General features: G+C 37.0%; 14 protein-coding genes and 1 pseudogene. 3 read left to right on the forward strand and 12 right to left on the reverse strand.

Features of this window, described 5'->3' with window-relative positions; genetic code table 11:
* Positions 1 to 1,796 precede the first annotated feature (1,796 nt).
* The 4 genes and pseudogenes from safA to nadB all read right to left on the reverse strand — a co-directional run.
* Positions 1,797 to 1,953, reverse strand: a pseudogene (gene safA / locus ABH955_RS11105) (SafA/ExsA family spore coat assembly protein); the annotation flags it as partial.
* A gap of 224 nt (positions 1,954 to 2,177) precedes the next feature.
* The gene (nadA, locus tag ABH955_RS11110; protein ID WP_113935641.1) at positions 2,178 to 3,284 is read right to left on the reverse strand and encodes a quinolinate synthase NadA; all 1,107 of its coding nucleotides are present in this window, start codon (positions 3,282 to 3,284) and stop codon (positions 2,178 to 2,180) included.
* A gap of 30 nt (positions 3,285 to 3,314) precedes the next feature.
* Positions 3,315 to 4,148: a carboxylating nicotinate-nucleotide diphosphorylase gene (gene nadC, locus ABH955_RS11115; RefSeq protein WP_002184918.1), complete on the reverse strand. Its 834-nt coding sequence runs from the start codon at positions 4,146 to 4,148 to the stop codon at positions 3,315 to 3,317.
* A gap of 19 nt (positions 4,149 to 4,167) precedes the next feature.
* The gene (gene nadB / locus ABH955_RS11120; RefSeq protein WP_113935643.1) at positions 4,168 to 5,697 is read right to left on the reverse strand and encodes an L-aspartate oxidase; all 1,530 of its coding nucleotides are present in this window, start codon (positions 5,695 to 5,697) and stop codon (positions 4,168 to 4,170) included.
* Between the two features lie 153 nt (positions 5,698 to 5,850).
* Here nadB and ABH955_RS11125 point away from each other — a divergent pair, with 153 nt between their 5' ends.
* The 3 genes from ABH955_RS11125 to ABH955_RS11135 all read left to right on the forward strand — a co-directional run bounded on the left by ABH955_RS11125 (position 5,851) and on the right by ABH955_RS11135 (position 8,263).
* Positions 5,851 to 6,993, forward strand: a complete 1,143-nt coding sequence (locus tag ABH955_RS11125; protein WP_002034158.1) for an IscS subfamily cysteine desulfurase — start codon at positions 5,851 to 5,853, stop codon at positions 6,991 to 6,993.
* Positions 6,993 to 7,535 carry a transcription repressor NadR gene (locus tag ABH955_RS11130; RefSeq protein WP_113935644.1) on the forward strand — a complete coding sequence of 181 codons (543 nt, stop codon included), beginning with the start codon at positions 6,993 to 6,995 and terminating at the stop codon, positions 7,533 to 7,535. Before ABH955_RS11125 ends, ABH955_RS11130 begins: the two co-directional genes overlap by 1 nt.
* A gap of 80 nt (positions 7,536 to 7,615) precedes the next feature.
* Positions 7,616 to 8,263: an MOSC domain-containing protein gene (locus tag ABH955_RS11135; RefSeq protein ID WP_002088802.1), complete on the forward strand. Its 648-nt coding sequence runs from the start codon at positions 7,616 to 7,618 to the stop codon at positions 8,261 to 8,263.
* 112 nt (positions 8,264 to 8,375) lie between these two features.
* Here ABH955_RS11135 and pheA read toward each other — a convergent pair whose 3' ends face one another.
* The 8 genes from pheA to ABH955_RS11175 form a co-directional block, all read right to left on the reverse strand.
* Positions 8,376 to 9,227, reverse strand: coding sequence for a prephenate dehydratase (pheA, locus tag ABH955_RS11140; RefSeq protein WP_002015384.1), 852 nt, complete (start codon positions 9,225 to 9,227; stop codon positions 8,376 to 8,378).
* 97 nt (positions 9,228 to 9,324) lie between these two features.
* A complete protein-coding gene (locus tag ABH955_RS11145; protein ID WP_404491114.1) occupies positions 9,325 to 11,238 on the reverse strand; it encodes an ABC transporter permease in 1,914 nt (637 codons plus the stop codon).
* Positions 11,239 to 11,287: 49 nt separating this feature from the next.
* The gene (locus ABH955_RS11150) at positions 11,288 to 13,201 is read right to left on the reverse strand and encodes an FtsX-like permease family protein (RefSeq protein WP_404491115.1); all 1,914 of its coding nucleotides are present in this window, start codon (positions 13,199 to 13,201) and stop codon (positions 11,288 to 11,290) included.
* Positions 13,176 to 13,952, reverse strand: coding sequence for an ABC transporter ATP-binding protein (locus ABH955_RS11155; RefSeq protein WP_002015381.1), 777 nt, complete (start codon positions 13,950 to 13,952; stop codon positions 13,176 to 13,178). Before ABH955_RS11155 ends, ABH955_RS11150 begins: the two co-directional genes overlap by 26 nt.
* 93 nt (positions 13,953 to 14,045) lie before the next feature.
* Positions 14,046 to 15,128 (reverse strand): HAMP domain-containing histidine kinase, encoded by a 1,083-nt coding sequence (locus ABH955_RS11160; protein ID WP_404491116.1) that lies wholly within the window; start codon positions 15,126 to 15,128, stop codon positions 14,046 to 14,048.
* The gene (locus tag ABH955_RS11165) at positions 15,118 to 15,825 is read right to left on the reverse strand and encodes a response regulator transcription factor (RefSeq protein WP_061689570.1); all 708 of its coding nucleotides are present in this window, start codon (positions 15,823 to 15,825) and stop codon (positions 15,118 to 15,120) included. Before ABH955_RS11165 ends, ABH955_RS11160 begins: the two co-directional genes overlap by 11 nt.
* A gap of 172 nt (positions 15,826 to 15,997) precedes the next feature.
* On the reverse strand, positions 15,998 to 17,281 hold the full coding sequence (gene obgE / locus ABH955_RS11170) for a GTPase ObgE (RefSeq protein ID WP_002015378.1): 1,284 nt from the start codon (positions 17,279 to 17,281) through the stop codon (positions 15,998 to 16,000).
* Positions 17,281 to 17,829, reverse strand: a complete 549-nt coding sequence (locus ABH955_RS11175; RefSeq protein WP_002015377.1) for a sporulation initiation phosphotransferase B — start codon at positions 17,827 to 17,829, stop codon at positions 17,281 to 17,283. Before ABH955_RS11175 ends, obgE begins: the two co-directional genes overlap by 1 nt.
* Between the last annotated feature and the right edge of the window lie 27 nt (positions 17,830 to 17,856).

The raw sequence follows: 17,856 nt of genomic DNA on the forward strand, positions 1-17,856 counted from the left end.
TTGATAATATAAAGGATTAGCATATTGTGGTCCACCCGGTTGTGGACTATATAACCTACTTTCTCCTCCGCATCCACAATCTTCTTCACCTTGCACGAGTGGCGGCATATTATTATCCATTGGCATCATATTTGGATTTGGCATAGAAGTATATTGCGGTGCCATTTGTTGATACGGCATTTGATTGTATGGATTTTGTTGCTGATATTGCGGATATGGCGGCATCATTGGCTGTTGATATGGCATCATGTTTGGCATTTGATTGTTATCCATTATCGGCATCATGTTTGGCATTTGATTGTTATCCATTATCGGCATCATGTTCGGCATTTGATTGTTATCCATCATCGGCATCATGTTCGGCATTTGATTGTTATCCATTACTGGCATCATATTTGGCATTTGATTGTTATCCATTATTGGCATCATATTTGGCATTTGGTTGTTATCCATTATCGGCATCATGTTTGGCATTTGATTGTTATCCATTATCGGCATCATATTTGGCATTTGGTTGTTATCCATTATCGGCATCATATTTGGCATTTGGTTGTTATCCATTATCGGCATCATGTTTGGCATTTGATTGTTATCCATTATCGGCATCATGTTCGGTATTTGATTGTTATCCATTACTGGCATCATGTTTGGCATTTGATTGTTATCCATTATCGGCATCATGTTTGGCATTTGGTTGTTATCCATTATCGGCATCATGTTTGGCATTTGATTGTTATCCATTATCGGCATCATGTTTGGCATTTGATTGTTATCCATTATCGGCATCATGTTCGACATTTGATTGTTATCCATTATTGGCATTATATTTGGCATTTGATTGTTATCCATTATTGGCATTATATTCGGCACTTGAATATTAGGCGGTATTACTTGCGGGATAATAACACTTTCTTTTGATACGTTTGGTGAGACTATGCTTCCTATATTTTCTTTCTTCACTTGTGGCGAGACTATGCTTCCTACATTCTCTTTCTTCACTTGCGGCGACACTATATTCCCTACATTCTCTTTCTTCACTTGCGGCGACACTATATTCCCTACATTTTCTTTTTTCACTTGCGGCGACACTATATTCCCTACATTCTCTTTCTTCACTTGCGGCGACACTATATTCCCTATATTTTCTTTTTTCACTTGCGGCGACACTATATTCCCTACATTCTCTTTCTTCACTTGCGGTGACACTATGTTTCCTATATTGTCTTTTTTCGTTTGCGGAGAAATGACATTGTTAGGTTTCATTTTATTAATTTGAGGAGCAATTAACTCGCTTCCCTTTTTTATTACATCTGAAATTTTATATTCTTTTTTCGCTTTAATTGGTGGTTGCGGTGGCTGTGGTAACACATTGATAGAAAATTTAGTGTTTTCTTTCGTAGTAGGTTTTAGTTTTTCTACTTTCTCTACAACAGGTGGTTTTTGAATGACAGGCGGCTTTTCAACTGGCTTCTCTTTTTGAATCGGAATTTCTTTTTGCACTTCTTTTTGTGGCTTCACTTGCACTTCCTTTTGCGGCTTCACCTGTATTTCCTTTTGCGGCTTCACTTGCATTTCCTTTTGCGGCTTCACCTGCATTTCTTTTTGCGGTTTTATCTGCATTTCTTTTTGCGTTTGTTGCATAGCTGGTTGTTGTGTAATAGGTGTTGATTGATACGTGATCTCATCTTCATCTTCTATTGCAAGTGGCGTTGGTGTTGATGCAAACTCTTTTTGCTGCACCTCTTTTACATATTGTTTCGGGGGCGCTGAACCCGATCCAGTTTGTTGTTTCACATGAACGCTATGCGATGGCACTTTAATTTTCATCCCTGGCATAATTAGGTCTGGATTACTAAGCTGTGTATTTGTTTTTTTTAGCGTTTCAAAATCCACTCCGTACTTTTTTGCAATTTTCCAAAGGGTCTCCCCTTTTTGCACGATATGAATTTTCAAATTTTCCCCCTCCTGTATAACTTATCTATAAGTAAAAACACTTTGAAGTAACACTTTCTAAACAACATTAACTTCTTTTACTTTTATCACTTCTTCTATTTTCAATATGATTCGAAGTGGAATAAGCATAGAAAAACCGCAATGATTTCCTCAACACAATGTATGCCTATTTCATCCTTGTTATGATTATATGTACGAAAAAAAGCAACGGAAATCCCGCTGCTTTAAACGCGCTCTAACATACGATTTAATGCAAGAACTGCCTCTTCTGTTACTTGTTTCTCTACACGAATAACGTTAATTTGTTCTCCTCTTTCTATGTTCTCAAGTGCCCATAACAGGTGAGGTAAGTCAATTCGGTTCATCGTTAAGCAAGGACACATAAACGGATTTAGCGAAATAATTTCTTTATCTGGATGTTGCTGAATAATTCGGTTCACTAAATTCATCTCTGTACCAATCGCCCACTTACTTCCCGCCGGAGCTGCTTCAATCATATCAATAATATATTTCGTTGATCCTGCATAATCAGAAGCAGCAACCACTTCATAACAACATTCAGGGTGAACAATAATATTCATATCCGGATGATTTTCCCGCACATTTTCAATATTTTTCACAGTGAAGTTTTGATGAACAGAACAATGGCCTTTCCATAAAATCACTTGAATTTCTTCTATATCTCCATCGTACTCTAATGAATCTGTATGCGGGTTCCACACTGCCATTTTTTCTAACGGAATACCTAAATCATACGCTGTATTTCTTCCTAAATGTTGGTCTGGTAAAAAGACGAGACGCTCTTTTTGTGTAAACGCCCAAGACACCATTTGTTTTGCATTAGAAGAGGTTACTGTTGCCCCTCCATTACGACCACAAAACGCTTTGATCGCAGCTGTTGAATTTACATACGTTAATGGAATCATCGTATCCCCAAATAATTTCGCGAGCTCTTTCCACGCTCTTTCTGTTTGTTCAATATCTGCCATATCTGCCATAGAACAGCCGGCACGCATATCTGGTAAGATGACAATTTGATCATCTGTCGTTAACATATCTGCCGTTTCTGCCATAAAGTGCACACCACAAAACACAATATATTTTGCCTCTTTATTATTCGCTGCAACTTGCGCGAGTTGCAGTGAGTCCCCTGCTGCATCTGAAAATTGCACCACTTCATCTTTTTGATAATGATGTCCTGGAATAAATAGTAATGCCCCCATTTTTTCTTTAATTTCACGGACACGCTCTTCCATCTCTAATGTAGACATCGTTTGATAACGCTCTGGTAACATTACTTCAATTGGCTGAACTTTCTCTAAAATACCCATTTATGATTCTCCCCCTCTAAACCACTCTCATTAGGCCTCAATATTAAAACTAATATCAAGTGCTTTCACTGAATGTGTTAACGCTCCAAGTGAAATATAATCTACCCCTGTTTTTCCGTATTTTGATAAATCTTCAATTGTAATACCACCTGAAGCCTCCGTAACGATGGCACTTGGTACAATTTTTGAAAACTCACGAATCTCTTCTGGCGTACGATTATCGAACATAATAACATCTGCGCCGGCCTCTACTGCTTCTCTTACTTGCGCCTCTGTCTCTGTTTCGACTTCTACTTTCACCATATGTCCCAATCTTTCTTTCACCGATGTAACAGCTTTTGTAATCGAGCCAGCAAAAGCAATGTGATTGTCTTTAATCATGACACCATCATATAAACCGAATCTGTGGTTAAATCCGCCCCCGCATACTACAGCATATTTATCAAACATACGTAGTCCTGGCATCGTTTTTCTCGTATCACAAATGCGTGTATGACTGCTATCTAAAGCAAAAACCGCCTTACGTGTCATCGTCGCTATCCCGCTCATACGCTGAATAACGTTTAATATAACGCGCTCTGCCGTTAATAATGATGCGATTGGGCCTTGCACGGTTGCAATTATTTCGCCTTTTTCTACAAGATCCCCATCTTTTTTATGAAGTTCAACTTCAATTCTCTGATCAATTAATTTAAATCCTTCTTCAATTACTAAGCACCCTGCAAATACCCCTGTATCCTTTACAAGAAACGTTCCTTTCGCAAGTGCATTATCGGGAAAGATAAGCTGAGATGTTACATCTCTTTCTCCTATATCTTCTAGAAAAAATCGATTTAATGCTTCCTTAACTTTTAACGTATTCATAAAATCCCTCTTCCCCTTATTAAACAAGTTGTAGTTTTCTTCTCACTCGGATAATCTCTTTTTTCACGCTATTTCTTTCTGGATAATCAATGCGATAATGACCACCAACACTGTCTTCTCTTTGCAAAGCTGATACTGTTATAAGCTCACAAACTGTTAACATATTAATAAGCGTTATCTCTTCATTTGTAAGTGCATCATATTGTAAGATCATATTTCGCACACCGTACCTACTAAACCATCTCTGAGCATATGATAAATTTTTCTCAGTTCGCACAATCCCAACATGCTTCATCATGTATTCTTGTATTTCTTCTTTCAACGGTAAATCATTAAGAGCTATAAAACTTTTCCCTCTCTCTTCCGGCACATTTTTTCTTTCCTCTGCTGGCTTAGCTAAAATGTGTTTTCCTATTCGTCTTCCAAACACAAGACCTTCTAATAATGAATTACTCGCCAATCTATTCGCACCATGAACTCCATTACAAGCCACTTCACCGACCGCATATAAGTTTGAAATGGACGTCTCTCCGTCACAATTCGTCTTCACGCCGCCCATATGAAAATGAGCGCCCGGTACGACCGGAATAGAATTTTCTTTTAAATCAACACCATTCTTTTTACATAATGATGAGACGGTCGGAAAACGTTGTTCAAAGTTTTGAATGGTTTCGATGTTTAAGTACACTGTTTCACCCGCAAGAAGTTGTTCATGAATAGCCCTTGCCACTACATCACGCGGTGCGAGATCTTTCCCGGGATGTATATCCATCATAAAACGCTGTCCTTTTGCATTTATAAGGACAGCTCCTTCACCACGGACTGCTTCAGAAACGAGACCACAACATCGCCCGTCCACATATAACATTGTCGGATGAAATTGTACAAATTCTAAATCAACAAGTTCTCCCCCAGCTCGATATATCATCGCAAGTCCATCGCCTGTAATTGTCTCATCATTCGATGTAAAGGCGTACAAACCACCTATTCCTCCTGATGCTAACACCGTATTATCAGCATAGTAACGCTTCAGCTTCCCTTCACTATTTCGCGTTAAAGCTCCTATGCATTTATTATTTTCTATAATAAAATCGAGTACCATTTCATGCTCAACGACAGTAACGTTCGGAACTACTTCTTGTATTAAATGCTCTAATAGATTTTTACCAGTTGCATCTCCTCCGGCATGTAAAATGCGCCGTTTTCGATGCGCCCCTTCTTTACCAAGGTGGATCCCTTTTTCATCCCCATCAAATTTCATTCCATTCGTAATAAGCTTACTTATTTCTTTCGGTCCCTCTTCAACTAAATAACGAACTGCTTCTTCGTTGTTATAATGGCAACCTGCCACTAATGTATCTTCAAAATGCCCACTCGGATCGTCATATGTAGCAACAGCTGCTGCAATTCCTCCTTGAGCTAAATGTGTATTGTTATTACGTCCTGTTTTTTTTGTGATAATTATCACATTCTTTTCGTGACAAAGCTCTTTCGCAACACGAAGCGCTGCAACGCCGCTTCCGATAATCAAGACATCTGCACTTGGCATAATTGTTGCCTCCTACTTTACACTTTTCAACTGTCTTGACACCTATATTTACATAGTTTTAAAATAATGACAAGAGTTTTTTTACAATTCTTATTTTCACTACCATTCTAAAAACGAAAACAAATGTCACTCTTACTGAAGAGAGGAAATTACATGATGATATATCTAGATTATGCAGCGACAACACCTATGAGCGAAGAAGCCTTAGAAACATATATAGCAGCGGCAAAAACATATTTCGGAAATGAACAAAGTTTACACGATATCGGCGGAAGTGCATCATCTTTATTACAAGTTTGTAGAGAAACATTTGCAGAAATGATTGGGGGTAAGGAACAAGGTGTATTCTTTACAAGCGGCGGTTCAGAATCTAACTACCTTGCGATTCAATCCCTTCTAAATGCTAGAAATGGAAAGCACATTATTACGACACCTATGGAACACGCATCGATTCGAAGTTATTTCCAATCCTTACAATCGCAAGGTTATACTATTACTGAGATTCCTGTGGATAAAAGTGGGATAATTCATTTAGTTGATTTAGAAGCAGCTATTACAGAAGATACTGCTCTAGCAAGTATACAGCACGGAAACTCTGAAATCGGGACCGTTCAAAACATTGCAGAGATCGGAGCACTTTTAAAAAAATATAATGTTTTATTTCATTCGGATTGTGTTCAAACGTTTGGTAAACTTCCAATAGACGTTAAAGCGATGGAGATTGATAGTCTCTCTGTTTCAGCTCATAAAATATACGGACCAAAAGGAGTTGGAGCTTGCTATATAAATCCGCAAGTTCGCTGGGAACAAGTATTTCCGGGAACTTCTCATGAAAAAGGCTTTCGCCCTGGTACAGTGAACGTTCCTGGAATTGCTGCTTTTTTAACAGCCGCAGAGCATATATTAAAGAATCAAAAGGAAGAGAGCTTCCGTTTTAAACAATTACGATCTTATTTTTTAGAGCAATTACAAACACTTCCTCTAGAAATTGAAGTGAAAGGACATTCTACTTCTTGTTTACCACATATTATTGGGGTTACAATAAAAGGAATAGAAGGTCAGTATACAATGTTAGAATGTAACCGTCATGGTATAGCCATTTCAACTGGAAGTGCTTGCCAAGTCGGTAAACAAGACCCTTCAAAAACAATGCTTGCAATTGGAAAAACGTATGAAGAGGCAAAACAATATGTCCGCTTTTCTTTCGGACATCACACAACGAAAGAACAAATTGATACAACTATTCATGCACTACACACAATTGGAAATCAATTTTATAGAGGTGTTAAATCATAATGAAACAAAATGATCAAAAAAAGATTTTAGGCGAAGAAAGACGACAACTCATCCTTGAGTGGCTTCTTGCTGCAAATGAACCGTTATCGGGGAATGAGCTATCTAAAAAGACAAACGTAAGTAGGCAAGTTATCGTTCAAGACATTTCCTTACTAAAAGCACGAAATGAACCAATTATTGCGACTGCACAAGGGTATTTATATTTAAAACCACAAACAAGACAACAAGCTTTTGAACGCGTAATCGTATGCCAACATAAACCGGCAGAAGTACGTCAAGAACTTACTATGTTAGTTGACCACGGCATTACGATTAAAGACGTAAAAGTTGAGCATCCTGTATACGGCGATTTAACAGCATCAATTATGGTAAGTAATCGCTTTGATGTAGAGCAATATTTACAAAAAATCGAAAACACAAACGCTTCCTATCTTTCGCAACTAACAGATGGTATTCACTTACATACAATTGAAGCAGATTCTAAAGAGAAATTAGATGCCGCTTGCGAGGCACTAGACCGCGCTGGATTTCTCGTTTATTAATGTAAAGCACAGAGTTTTTTATCATTCTCTGTGCTTTTTTAGTGATATAATATTGTAATCAATTGTAAAGGGGGTCAAATATGGGAATTGAACTCGTTCACTTTAGCACCGGTAAACCGAAACAAATGAAATATGGCGAAGATAAAGAAATGATAACAGGTATATGTAAAGATCCTACAGAAGAGGCCTTCCTCTCAAAAGACGGATTCCGTGGTGATGATGTAGCGGATTTAAAACACCACGGGGGACCTGATCGCGCAGTTTGCGTGTACCCACACGAGCATTACGCACTATGGGAAGAAGAATTTCAAACTACACTTCCGGCTTCCACATTTGGCGAAAACATTACCGTAACAAATATGTTAGAGCGTGATGTATGCATCGGAGATACATATCAACTAGGCGAAGCAATCATTCAAGTTACACAAGCGAGAGTACCTTGTAGCACAATTTCAAAACGCCTTGGTATTCCTGGTATTTTGCCACGCATTGTAGCAACTGGATATACTGGTTATTTATGCCGCGTTCTTCAAGAAGGTACTGTACGTCAAGATTCTAAAATTACATTATTAGAGCGTCCATCAAACAATGTATCTGTTTTGTTCTCTAACGAAATTTATTTTCATAATAGGAAAGATAAAGATGGCATTGAGAAGGTTCTTGCTGTTCCAGAACTAGCCGAGATTTGGCGTGGTCAGTTAGAGGATCGTCTTGCGAAGTTAAAATAAATAGAATCCCACCATTTATAGGTGGGATTCTATTTATCTATCACAAAATGTATTATCCGATAAAATTATATCAGCGATTAGAAGGGAAATATCGACAGTTCATCCACCTCTCTTACAACCAATAAGAAGAATAACTCCCCAGCACTGTAACAGAAAAACCGAGTGCTTCAAGTTCCATCATTACGCCTGGCAATAATACGTCATCATATGCTTTATCTACGTCGATTAAGAAAAAGTAATTTCCAAGACCTGTTTTCATCGGGCGAGATTCGATTTTTGATAAGTTTAATTTTCTCCATGCGAAAGCTGATAACACTTGATATAGTGCCCCTGCGTAATCAGCAGGTAACGTTATCATAAGCGTCGTTTTCTCTCCTCGGTTTTCTCCGTTATTTGGGAGTACTGCTTTCTTTTTCTTATGGAGAACAAGGAAACGTGTATGATTGTTTTTATGCGTATGAATATCACGCCTTACAATTGTTAATCCGTATTTTTCTGCCGCTGCTTCATTTGCAATAGCTGCAATTTTTTCTTCAGGATGTTCTTTCACATATTGCGCAGCAGCGCTTGTTGATGTCATATCGCGAACGGTTACCCCTTTTAATTCCTCATTTAAAAATTTATGGCACTGTGCAATGGCATGCGGATGAGAATGTACAGCGTATACTTCTTTCCACACTTCTTCGTACTGCGGGTGTACGAGTAAATGCTGCTGAATTGGCACTGTAATTTCTCCTACAATGGAAAGTGGCTGCTCATGTACGAGATAATCAACCGTTATATTAACTGAACCTTCTATGGCGTTCTCTAACGGTACGACCGCATAATCTACATTTTCATTTGCAGCTGCATCAATACAATCTGGAATCGTTCGATACGGTACATGCTCTGCTTCCGGAAAAAAACGACTCACCGCCATATTTGTAAATGTTGCCTCTGGTCCTAAATATCCTACTCGAATCATCGTCTTTTCCCTCTCTTTTTCGTTTTCTTACTGTTATACCACAATTTTAAATATTCTTCTATGTAAATTTCGAATATTTAAAAAATACTAGCATTCGCTAGTCTAAATGTTTCCTATATTCTCTTTGAGCGAAGAAGAAATACATAATGCATGCAGCAATGTAAAATAAAATAAACAAGCCTACTTTTCTTAATGAACCGTCCATAAAGATCGTATTATGAAACGTATATAACGCAACTGCACTATGCATACTCCCTACTATAATAGGCGCAAAAAATAGCATACATAATTGCCAACGAGAAATCTTCCACACCTCTTCCTTTGTCATCCCAAGTTTAGAGAGTGCACCATACTGTTTACGATCCGATGCAATATTATGAAACCATTTAAAATATACGATACTGCATGAAGTAAGGAAGAATAATATACTAATGAATGAGCCTACAAATAGAGTAATATTACCGAACTCTTTCATATTCACATATAACTCCATATTACTTCGAAATGCATCATTTGTATCTTGTTTCATATGTTTCCGTAAATCTGCATTCAAATCTTTCGTATTTTCGATATTTGGTAATGTGTAACCTCTATATATCATTTTTTCAGAATCCGTAATTGTATTTGATATAATCTCAAAATCTTCATCATTCATGACGAAAAACAGACCATTAATGTGCGAAGGGTGATAGTTAAATTGTACCCCTTCTTTCTGACCGTTAAATGCAAATTGATATGTTTGATTTATTACTTGTAATTGAATCTCTTTTTGATTATATACATTCGGATGATTGTGTTTATTATAATAAACAAGTGTAACTGTTCCTTTTTTAGGATGATACGTTTTCTGTTTTTGTTTTCTCGCCTCTTGATTGTATTCACTTTCCTTTATAAGCGGCGCTACCTCTGTTTCTCCCTTATTGGACTGAAAAGATGCATACACTCCAACAAAACTCATATATTGAAAATCATCATATCCATATTGATGTAATAAGTTTTCAACCTTGTCTTTCTCGAAAACTTCATGAGCAGAAGTGCCTTTTTCTATGTATGAAAATGAGTGTACTCCTCCGCCACGCCACATATCTTGCATGCTAGAAAAATATAAGAACACCGTACCTGTCGCCGTAACGACAAACGTTGTTGCCATAGACAACAGAAAGAAAAAGCGACTATTTTCCTTCATTCGATGTGACAATTGATTCACTATAAATAAATACGGATATGTATACATAATCCTTTTATTTCTTTTTATCACTTCTAATATTTGTGTAGCGCCATGTGTAAATGAAAAATACGTCCCAAAAGAAATGAGTATAACAACCGGAAAAAAGTATAATGCTATCGTTGTCATCGTCACTTGTAGCGCTAACGCATATCCCGTCCCTAAACAAGCAAAACCGAATAAACAAAGCCACTTTGATGTTTTCCTCTCTCGTTTATCTGTTCGAAATTCTTTTAATAACCGTATGATTTTTATATTCCATATACGTAAAGCACTTATAAAAGATAACAGAACAAAGACAAGCATATATGTAACAAACGTTACACCAATCGCTCTCATGTCAAATATGACAGGGAGTTCTTTCGGAAGATGAAGTAACATACTAAATACCATAAAAAAGAGTTTTAAAGAAATCATGCCCAGCCCAATACCGAAAATATTAGCGAAAATTCCGATCAATATTTGCTCGGTCATAATCACTCCTATTACGTTAGACTTCGTCGCTCCCATTAACATATATAACCCTAATTCTTTCTTACGTGCTTCTATGAAAATAGAAGTAGAGTACAAAATAAATATGACGAAAAAAGAAATAATTATAACGTTACATATGATAAGTCCCCAGCGTACATTTTGATACCACATCGTCTCTTGCATATACGGATGTACAATGACAGACATGTATGCATAAGAAGCAAATATTGCAAAACAACTACTTAAGAAAAACACTTTATAATTACGCCAATTTCCCTTTATATTTTGTAGCGCTAGTTGCCGAATGTTCATCTATCGTCCTCCTGTACCTTACTACATAGGCAAAAAGCTAGAGGTTTCCCTAGCTTTTCACGTGTTTTAAATATCCTCTTTGCGCGATCATAAAGTAAATGGCAGAAGCTAAAATATAAGCCCCTATTACAATCGCACCTGATTTCCATAAATCGATATAAAGCATTTTCCCTAACGTATGAAGAGCAAACCCACTATGAATTGTACCGATTAAAATTGGGATAAAGAAGATAACACCCATCTGACGAATTGCAATTTTACGAATTTCTTTATCTGTCATACCAATTCTTTTTAATGACTTAAATTGAATACGATCTTGTTCTTTATCATTAAACCATTTAAAGTATGTCATGCTACAAGCAAAGAAGAAGAACAGTACTGCTACGAAGAAGCCGATGAACATTGTAATCGCTCCTTGCTCCTTTATCGCTTTATACGTAAGGATAGAATTGTGGAAATTCTGTTGTTGTTCTTGTGCAATTTCTTTCTTTAAGTCTAGTACAAGATTTTCTGTTCCTTTCCAATCTTCAATATAATATCCATAATATTTTGTCTTTTCTTCATCTGCTACGAGCTGTGAATATTTCACAAAATCCTCATCATTCACAATCAAATAGCCATCATCATTAAAAACAGACTTTGATACTGGATCATTTAGCTTAATAGACTGTTTTTGTCCGTTCAATTTAAATTCAAATGGCTTCGTAAGATCCGGCTTGACAATATCATTCATCATATCAACTACAACCATCGTTGCACTTCCCGGCTTATTTTGCACTTCTGGCACGTTCTGTTTACGCGCTTCTTTATTATATTCCTTTTCAGAGATAATCCCTAACGGCATCTCATGTTCACCGTTAAACATCGTTACCTTTTGAGTTGCAGGAAGTTTTACATACATTACTTTTCGCGCTTCTTCAAATCCGTGTTTTTTTATTAGTTCTTGTGCTTTCCCTTCACTAATGATGTTATGCGTATTTACCCCCTTTTCTTCATACGAAATAGCATGCGGAGCACTAGCCACTGTTTTATAACTCATATCCTCAAAGAACACGTACAGTGTACCAACTGCTGAAGAAACAACCGCCGTAATGATAGAAATTACAAATAGAAAACGAGCATTATCTTTCATTTTGTAAATAAGATTGCTAAATACGAACATATTTGGATACGTATAAAAAGATTGTTTTCTTTTTTGCAGTGCTTTTAATACGACTGTACTACCTTGCGTAAACAGTAAATACGTTCCGCCTATTGTCAGCCCTACAATCGGTAAAAACAGCATTATAAAATTCATAAATGTCACTTGGAAGCTAAGCACATATGCAGCAATAATACAGCCTATACCAACTACCCCTAACCATGTAAATGCAAAAGGTTCTACTTTTTGTTTTCTTGCCTCTCTTAATAAATCAATAATTTGCAAGCGGCCTACTGTCCAAACACTAAACAATGATAGTATTAAAAAGAGGACAAAGTATATACCAACTGTAATAAGAACTACTTTTCCATTCCACACAAGCGGCAGTGTTTTATCAATTTTTAGTAAGACACTGAGTGCTTGGAAGAAAAGTTTTGAACAAAGCATTCCAATCCCAATACCTACTACAATGGCAATACTCCCTAACATCAGTTGCTCTAATATAATCATTCGGCCGAGCTGAGACTTTGTTCCACCTATTAACGTTAATAAGCCAAATTCTTTTTTTCTTGCTCGTAAAAACGTTGAATTCGCATATAAAATAAAGAGTGCTGAGAAGATGACTACAATATAATTCATCGATTCTAACCCTTTTGTAATCATCGTCTTCATACTAATATTACCGCTTACGACATCTGGATGATAAATGAAGGAAGCATACATGAAAAATACGACAATCGATAAACAACTACTAATAAGAAACGCTTTATAATTACGCCAATTTCCTTTTACATTATTAAGCGCGAGCTGGCGAAAGTTCATGATATTCTCCTCCTAGCATCGCAAGTACGTCTAAAATTTCTTGGAAAAAGGCTTGCTTCGTTCTTCCTTTATGTATTTCTGAAAAAATCTCTCCATCACGTATGAAAAGGATACGTTCGCAATAACTAGCGGCTACTGGATCATGTGTTACCATTGCAATCGTTACTTTCTTTTGCTCATGCAAATCTTGAAGTGCTCCCATTAATGATTTCGCTGACTTAGAATCTAGGTTTCCTGTTGGCTCATCCGCTAAAATTAATGTTGGTTCATGAATAATCGCCCTTGCAGCTGCTGCACGTTGTTGTTGTCCACCTGATACTTCGTATACTTTTTTATTTAAAATTTCTTCAATGTTTAAAAACCTCGCAATTTCAAGTACTTTCGCATCAATTTCTTTTACAGATTTCTTCGCCATTACAAGCGGCAAAATAATATTTTCTTTAATCGATAATGTATCAAGTAAGTTGAAATCTTGGAAAATGAATCCTAGATGTGTACGGCGAAATTCCGCCAATTTTGCAGCACGCATTTGATTAATTTCTTCACCATTTACAAGCACATGACCTGAAGTTTGCTTATCAATTGTTGCTAATAAATTTAAAAGCGTTGTTTTTCCGCTTCCTGAAGGCCCCATAATCCCTACAAACTCGCCTTCTTCAATTTTAAAATTTATATCATTTAAAGCAGTCGTCGCTACTGAACCTTTTGATTGGTACACCTTTGTTAATCCTTTTACTTCAAGAACACTCATTTCTAATCCCCCTATGTGTTTTCTTCTTACACTTACTATAAGAAAAATAAGAAAAAGAAACGAGTGATTTCCCTTACAAAACGTTTTGTTATCTTACAGTTTTGTCATTTTTCTCATTAATGTATGATATTCTTCATCTTTTGCAAATTGGAACGTGAATGTTGTCCCTTCCCCTTCAGCCGATTGCACATACATTCCATGATGTAAATTATCGCAAATTTCCTTCGTAATATATAAACCCATACCTGTCGCTTCCCTTGTTTTACGGCCGTTTATTCCCGTAAAGAACGGATCAAATATACGCTTTACATCTTGCTCAGGAATACCAATTCCATTGTCCTTAATATGTAATAACACCTTTTGATCTTTCTCTTCAATTTGAAATTGAATTTCTTTTTTCTCTGCTTCTGAAATTTTTGTATACTTAATTGCATTCACAACAATTTGGCTCATCGCGATACTAAGCCACTTTCTATCAGACGCAATCATACAAGTCTCTTCTTCAAACATCATTTTCGGAAATACAGAAGATTGAATGAACGACTTCCGATTTTCATTAATAATATCTCGAATGACCTCTATAACATTTACTACTTCTACTTTATAGTCTTTCGAAAATTGATCTAACCTTGCCATATGTAAAGCTAAATCTAACCCATTTAAAATACGGTTATTTTCTTCACGAATACTTTCAATCGTTCCCCTTGCTTCACGGTGTTCCTTACCATATTTCTGTAACAATAATTCAATAACGGATACTGGTGTTTTCATTTGATGGATCCACTGGTTCATAAAAATCATTTGCTGTTGCTCTTTTGCATGCTGCTTATGAACCTCATTCATATATTGCTGCCTTAATAGCGTAAACGCTTCAACGACCAGTTCTTGCTCTGCTGTATAAGAAGTATCAATAAGTAAAGAGTCATGTAATGTATGTCCACCGGCAATATACTGTTCTATCCTCTTTAAAAACACACTTCGTTTTCGGTAATCGTAAATAAGGTATACACTAAACACAACTGTCCCTAATAAAAGTCCGTATAACCATGTACTCCAGTCCAGCGCACGCTTTTCTAAAAGGCTTTGCAGCTGCAATACGAGTCCAAATAAACAAAGGCTTACAATATAAGTAATAATTAAAGAAAAGCGGTCTATGAGGTAATTTTTAACCTTCATGCCCTTCGCCCCACTCAGTAAGAAGAGCATAACCGTACCCACGCTTTGTGACAATTGCATTTTTAATGCCTAACTCCTCAAGTTTCTTCCTTACACGCTTTACATTCACGGTTAATGTATTATCATCAACAAAAGCTACTTCATCCCATAAAGCCTCTAACAGCTCTTCACGTGTCACGTATTGATTTGATTGTTTCATTAAACATTCTAATAAATAAAACTCATTTTTTGTAAGTTCCGTTTGTTGACCTTTCCACTCTACTGTGTGCTGTGATGGGAATAATAACAATCCATTAACACCTAAGCAGTCACTTTCCGCGGCCAAAGCATACTCACCATACCCGCGGCGGAGTGCACTTTTCACCTTTGCCATTACGATATCTAAATGGAATGGCTTTGTAATGTAATCATCTCCGCCATTTTCAATCGCCATTACTTGATCCATTTCCCCTGTTCTTGCAGAAACAAAAATAATCGGCGCATTCGATACAGTGCGGATTTGGCGGCACCAGTAGAAGCCATCAAAGTATGGTAAATTAATATCAAGTAACACAAGATGAGGACTTACTTTTACAAACTCATCTTTTATATGCCGTAAATCGCTCACTCTGAAAGATTGATATCCATACCTTTCTAAATGCTCCTCTAATATCTCTGCAATTTTTTCATCATCTTCTACAATTAATATTTTATACATATTCCTTTTCTCCCCATAAAATATTCTTCTAAAATCACTCCTTTTTCTATTATAAATTGAAACTTTAATCAATGGGGATTTTTTCCTATATCGACTTATGGTTCACCTATATGAATTGGGTTTTTACTGGACTCAAATAACGAAAAAAAAAGACCGCCATATTTCGGCAGTCTTAATCGATAAATTCAAATTGATATTCAAGAATTTTTACAATATCTCCGTCTGTTGCACCACGTGCACGAAGGGCTTCATCAATACCCATTCCACGCATTTGACGAGCAAATCGGCGTACAGATTCATCACGTGAGAAGTCTGTCATCTTGAATGTTTTCTCAATGTCATAACCAGAAATAACAAATGTGCCATCACTTTCGCGTGTAATTTCAAAATTAGATTCAGATTCAAATTTGTACATTACACTTGCTTCAGATTCTTCTACATCATCGTACATTGGGAATTCTGGTGTTGTTTCTAATAAGTTCGCTACTTCAAATAGTAAGTCACGAACACCTTGTTTCGTTACAGCTGAGATTGGGAAAATTTTCACTTCGTCTCCCAATTTCTCTTTAAATGCTTGTAAGTTTTCTTCTGCATCTGGCATATCCATTTTGTTTGCAACAACAACTTGTGGACGCTCAGTTAAACGCATATTGTATTCTTTTAGTTCATTATTGATTGTGACATAATCTTCATATGGCTCACGTCCTTCTAAACCAGACATATCGATAACGTGTACAATTACACGTGTACGTTCGATATGACGTAAGAATTGGTGTCCAAGTCCAACGCCGGAGTGTGCGCCTTCAATTAGTCCAGGAAGGTCAGCCATAACGAAGCTGCGGTTATCACCAGTTTCAACAACACCAAGATTCGGAACGATTGTTGTAAAGTGATATTCTGCAATTTTCGGACGCGCTGATGATACAACAGATAATAATGTAGATTTACCTACACTTGGGAATCCAACAAGTCCAACATCTGCTAGCACTTTAAGTTCTAGCGTGACATCACGTTCTTGACCTGGTTCCCCGTTCTCAGCGATTTCTGGCGCTGGGTTCGTCGCTGTTGCGAAACGTGAATTACCACGGCCACCACGGCCACCTCTTGCGATTACAGCTGTTTGTTCATGCGTTACTAAATCGGCAAGAATTTCACCTGTTTTTTCATCTTTCACTATTGTTCCTGGTGGAACCTTTACGATTAAATCTTCAGATTTACGACCGTGCTGACCTTTACTCATTCCGTGCTGACCGCGATCAGCTTTGAAATGACGTTGGTAGCGGAAGTCCATTAATGTACGTAAGCCTTCCTCAACAACAAAAACAACATCTGCACCTTTACCACCGTCGCCACCTGCTGGGCCACCTTTAGGTACATACTTCTCACGACGATACGCAACCATTCCGTTACCACCGTCGCCGCCTTTTACATATATCTTGACCTGATCTACAAACATTATTTCACCACACTTTTTTCGATTAGTTGTAATATAACTGAGACTTCTTCGTCTCGTACTGTATAAGAAATGGAATACCATTTATTGTTTTCGTTCGCAAGCCACGTTTGTAGTTCTTCTACATTCGTTAGCTTTCCACGAAAATCAAAAAAGAAACGAGCATTCTCCGCGTCACTTTCAATTGTGATACAAACATAATTTTCAACATATACGTCTAAACTATGCTGAAGCATTAAGAAAAACTGATTCGTCCATGTACATACAGTCTCATCTAGATGAGATAAGTTATGTAATTTTCCTAATACTTCGTACTCCAATAAGCACGGTTGCTGTTTCCAATTATATGTTAAAATCCACTCTGAAAATAAAGGCATTGATAGCCCCATCAGATTGGATTCTTGTCTCGCTTCTTGGACAAAACGATCGATGAGCCTATGAATCTCTTCCACTTTTCCAAGGGAAAGATTTCCTTTAACCATCTGCAAACGATTGAGCCAATCATGTCTCGAGTGGCTCAACGCATCTATAATTGTCCATTTTTCATTCATTTAGATACCCCTTAATATAGAAAAACT

The sequence above is a fragment of the Bacillus sp. RC240 genome, from assembly GCF_044907945.1.
GTDB lineage: Bacteria > Bacillota > Bacilli > Bacillales > Bacillaceae_G > Bacillus_A > Bacillus_A mycoides.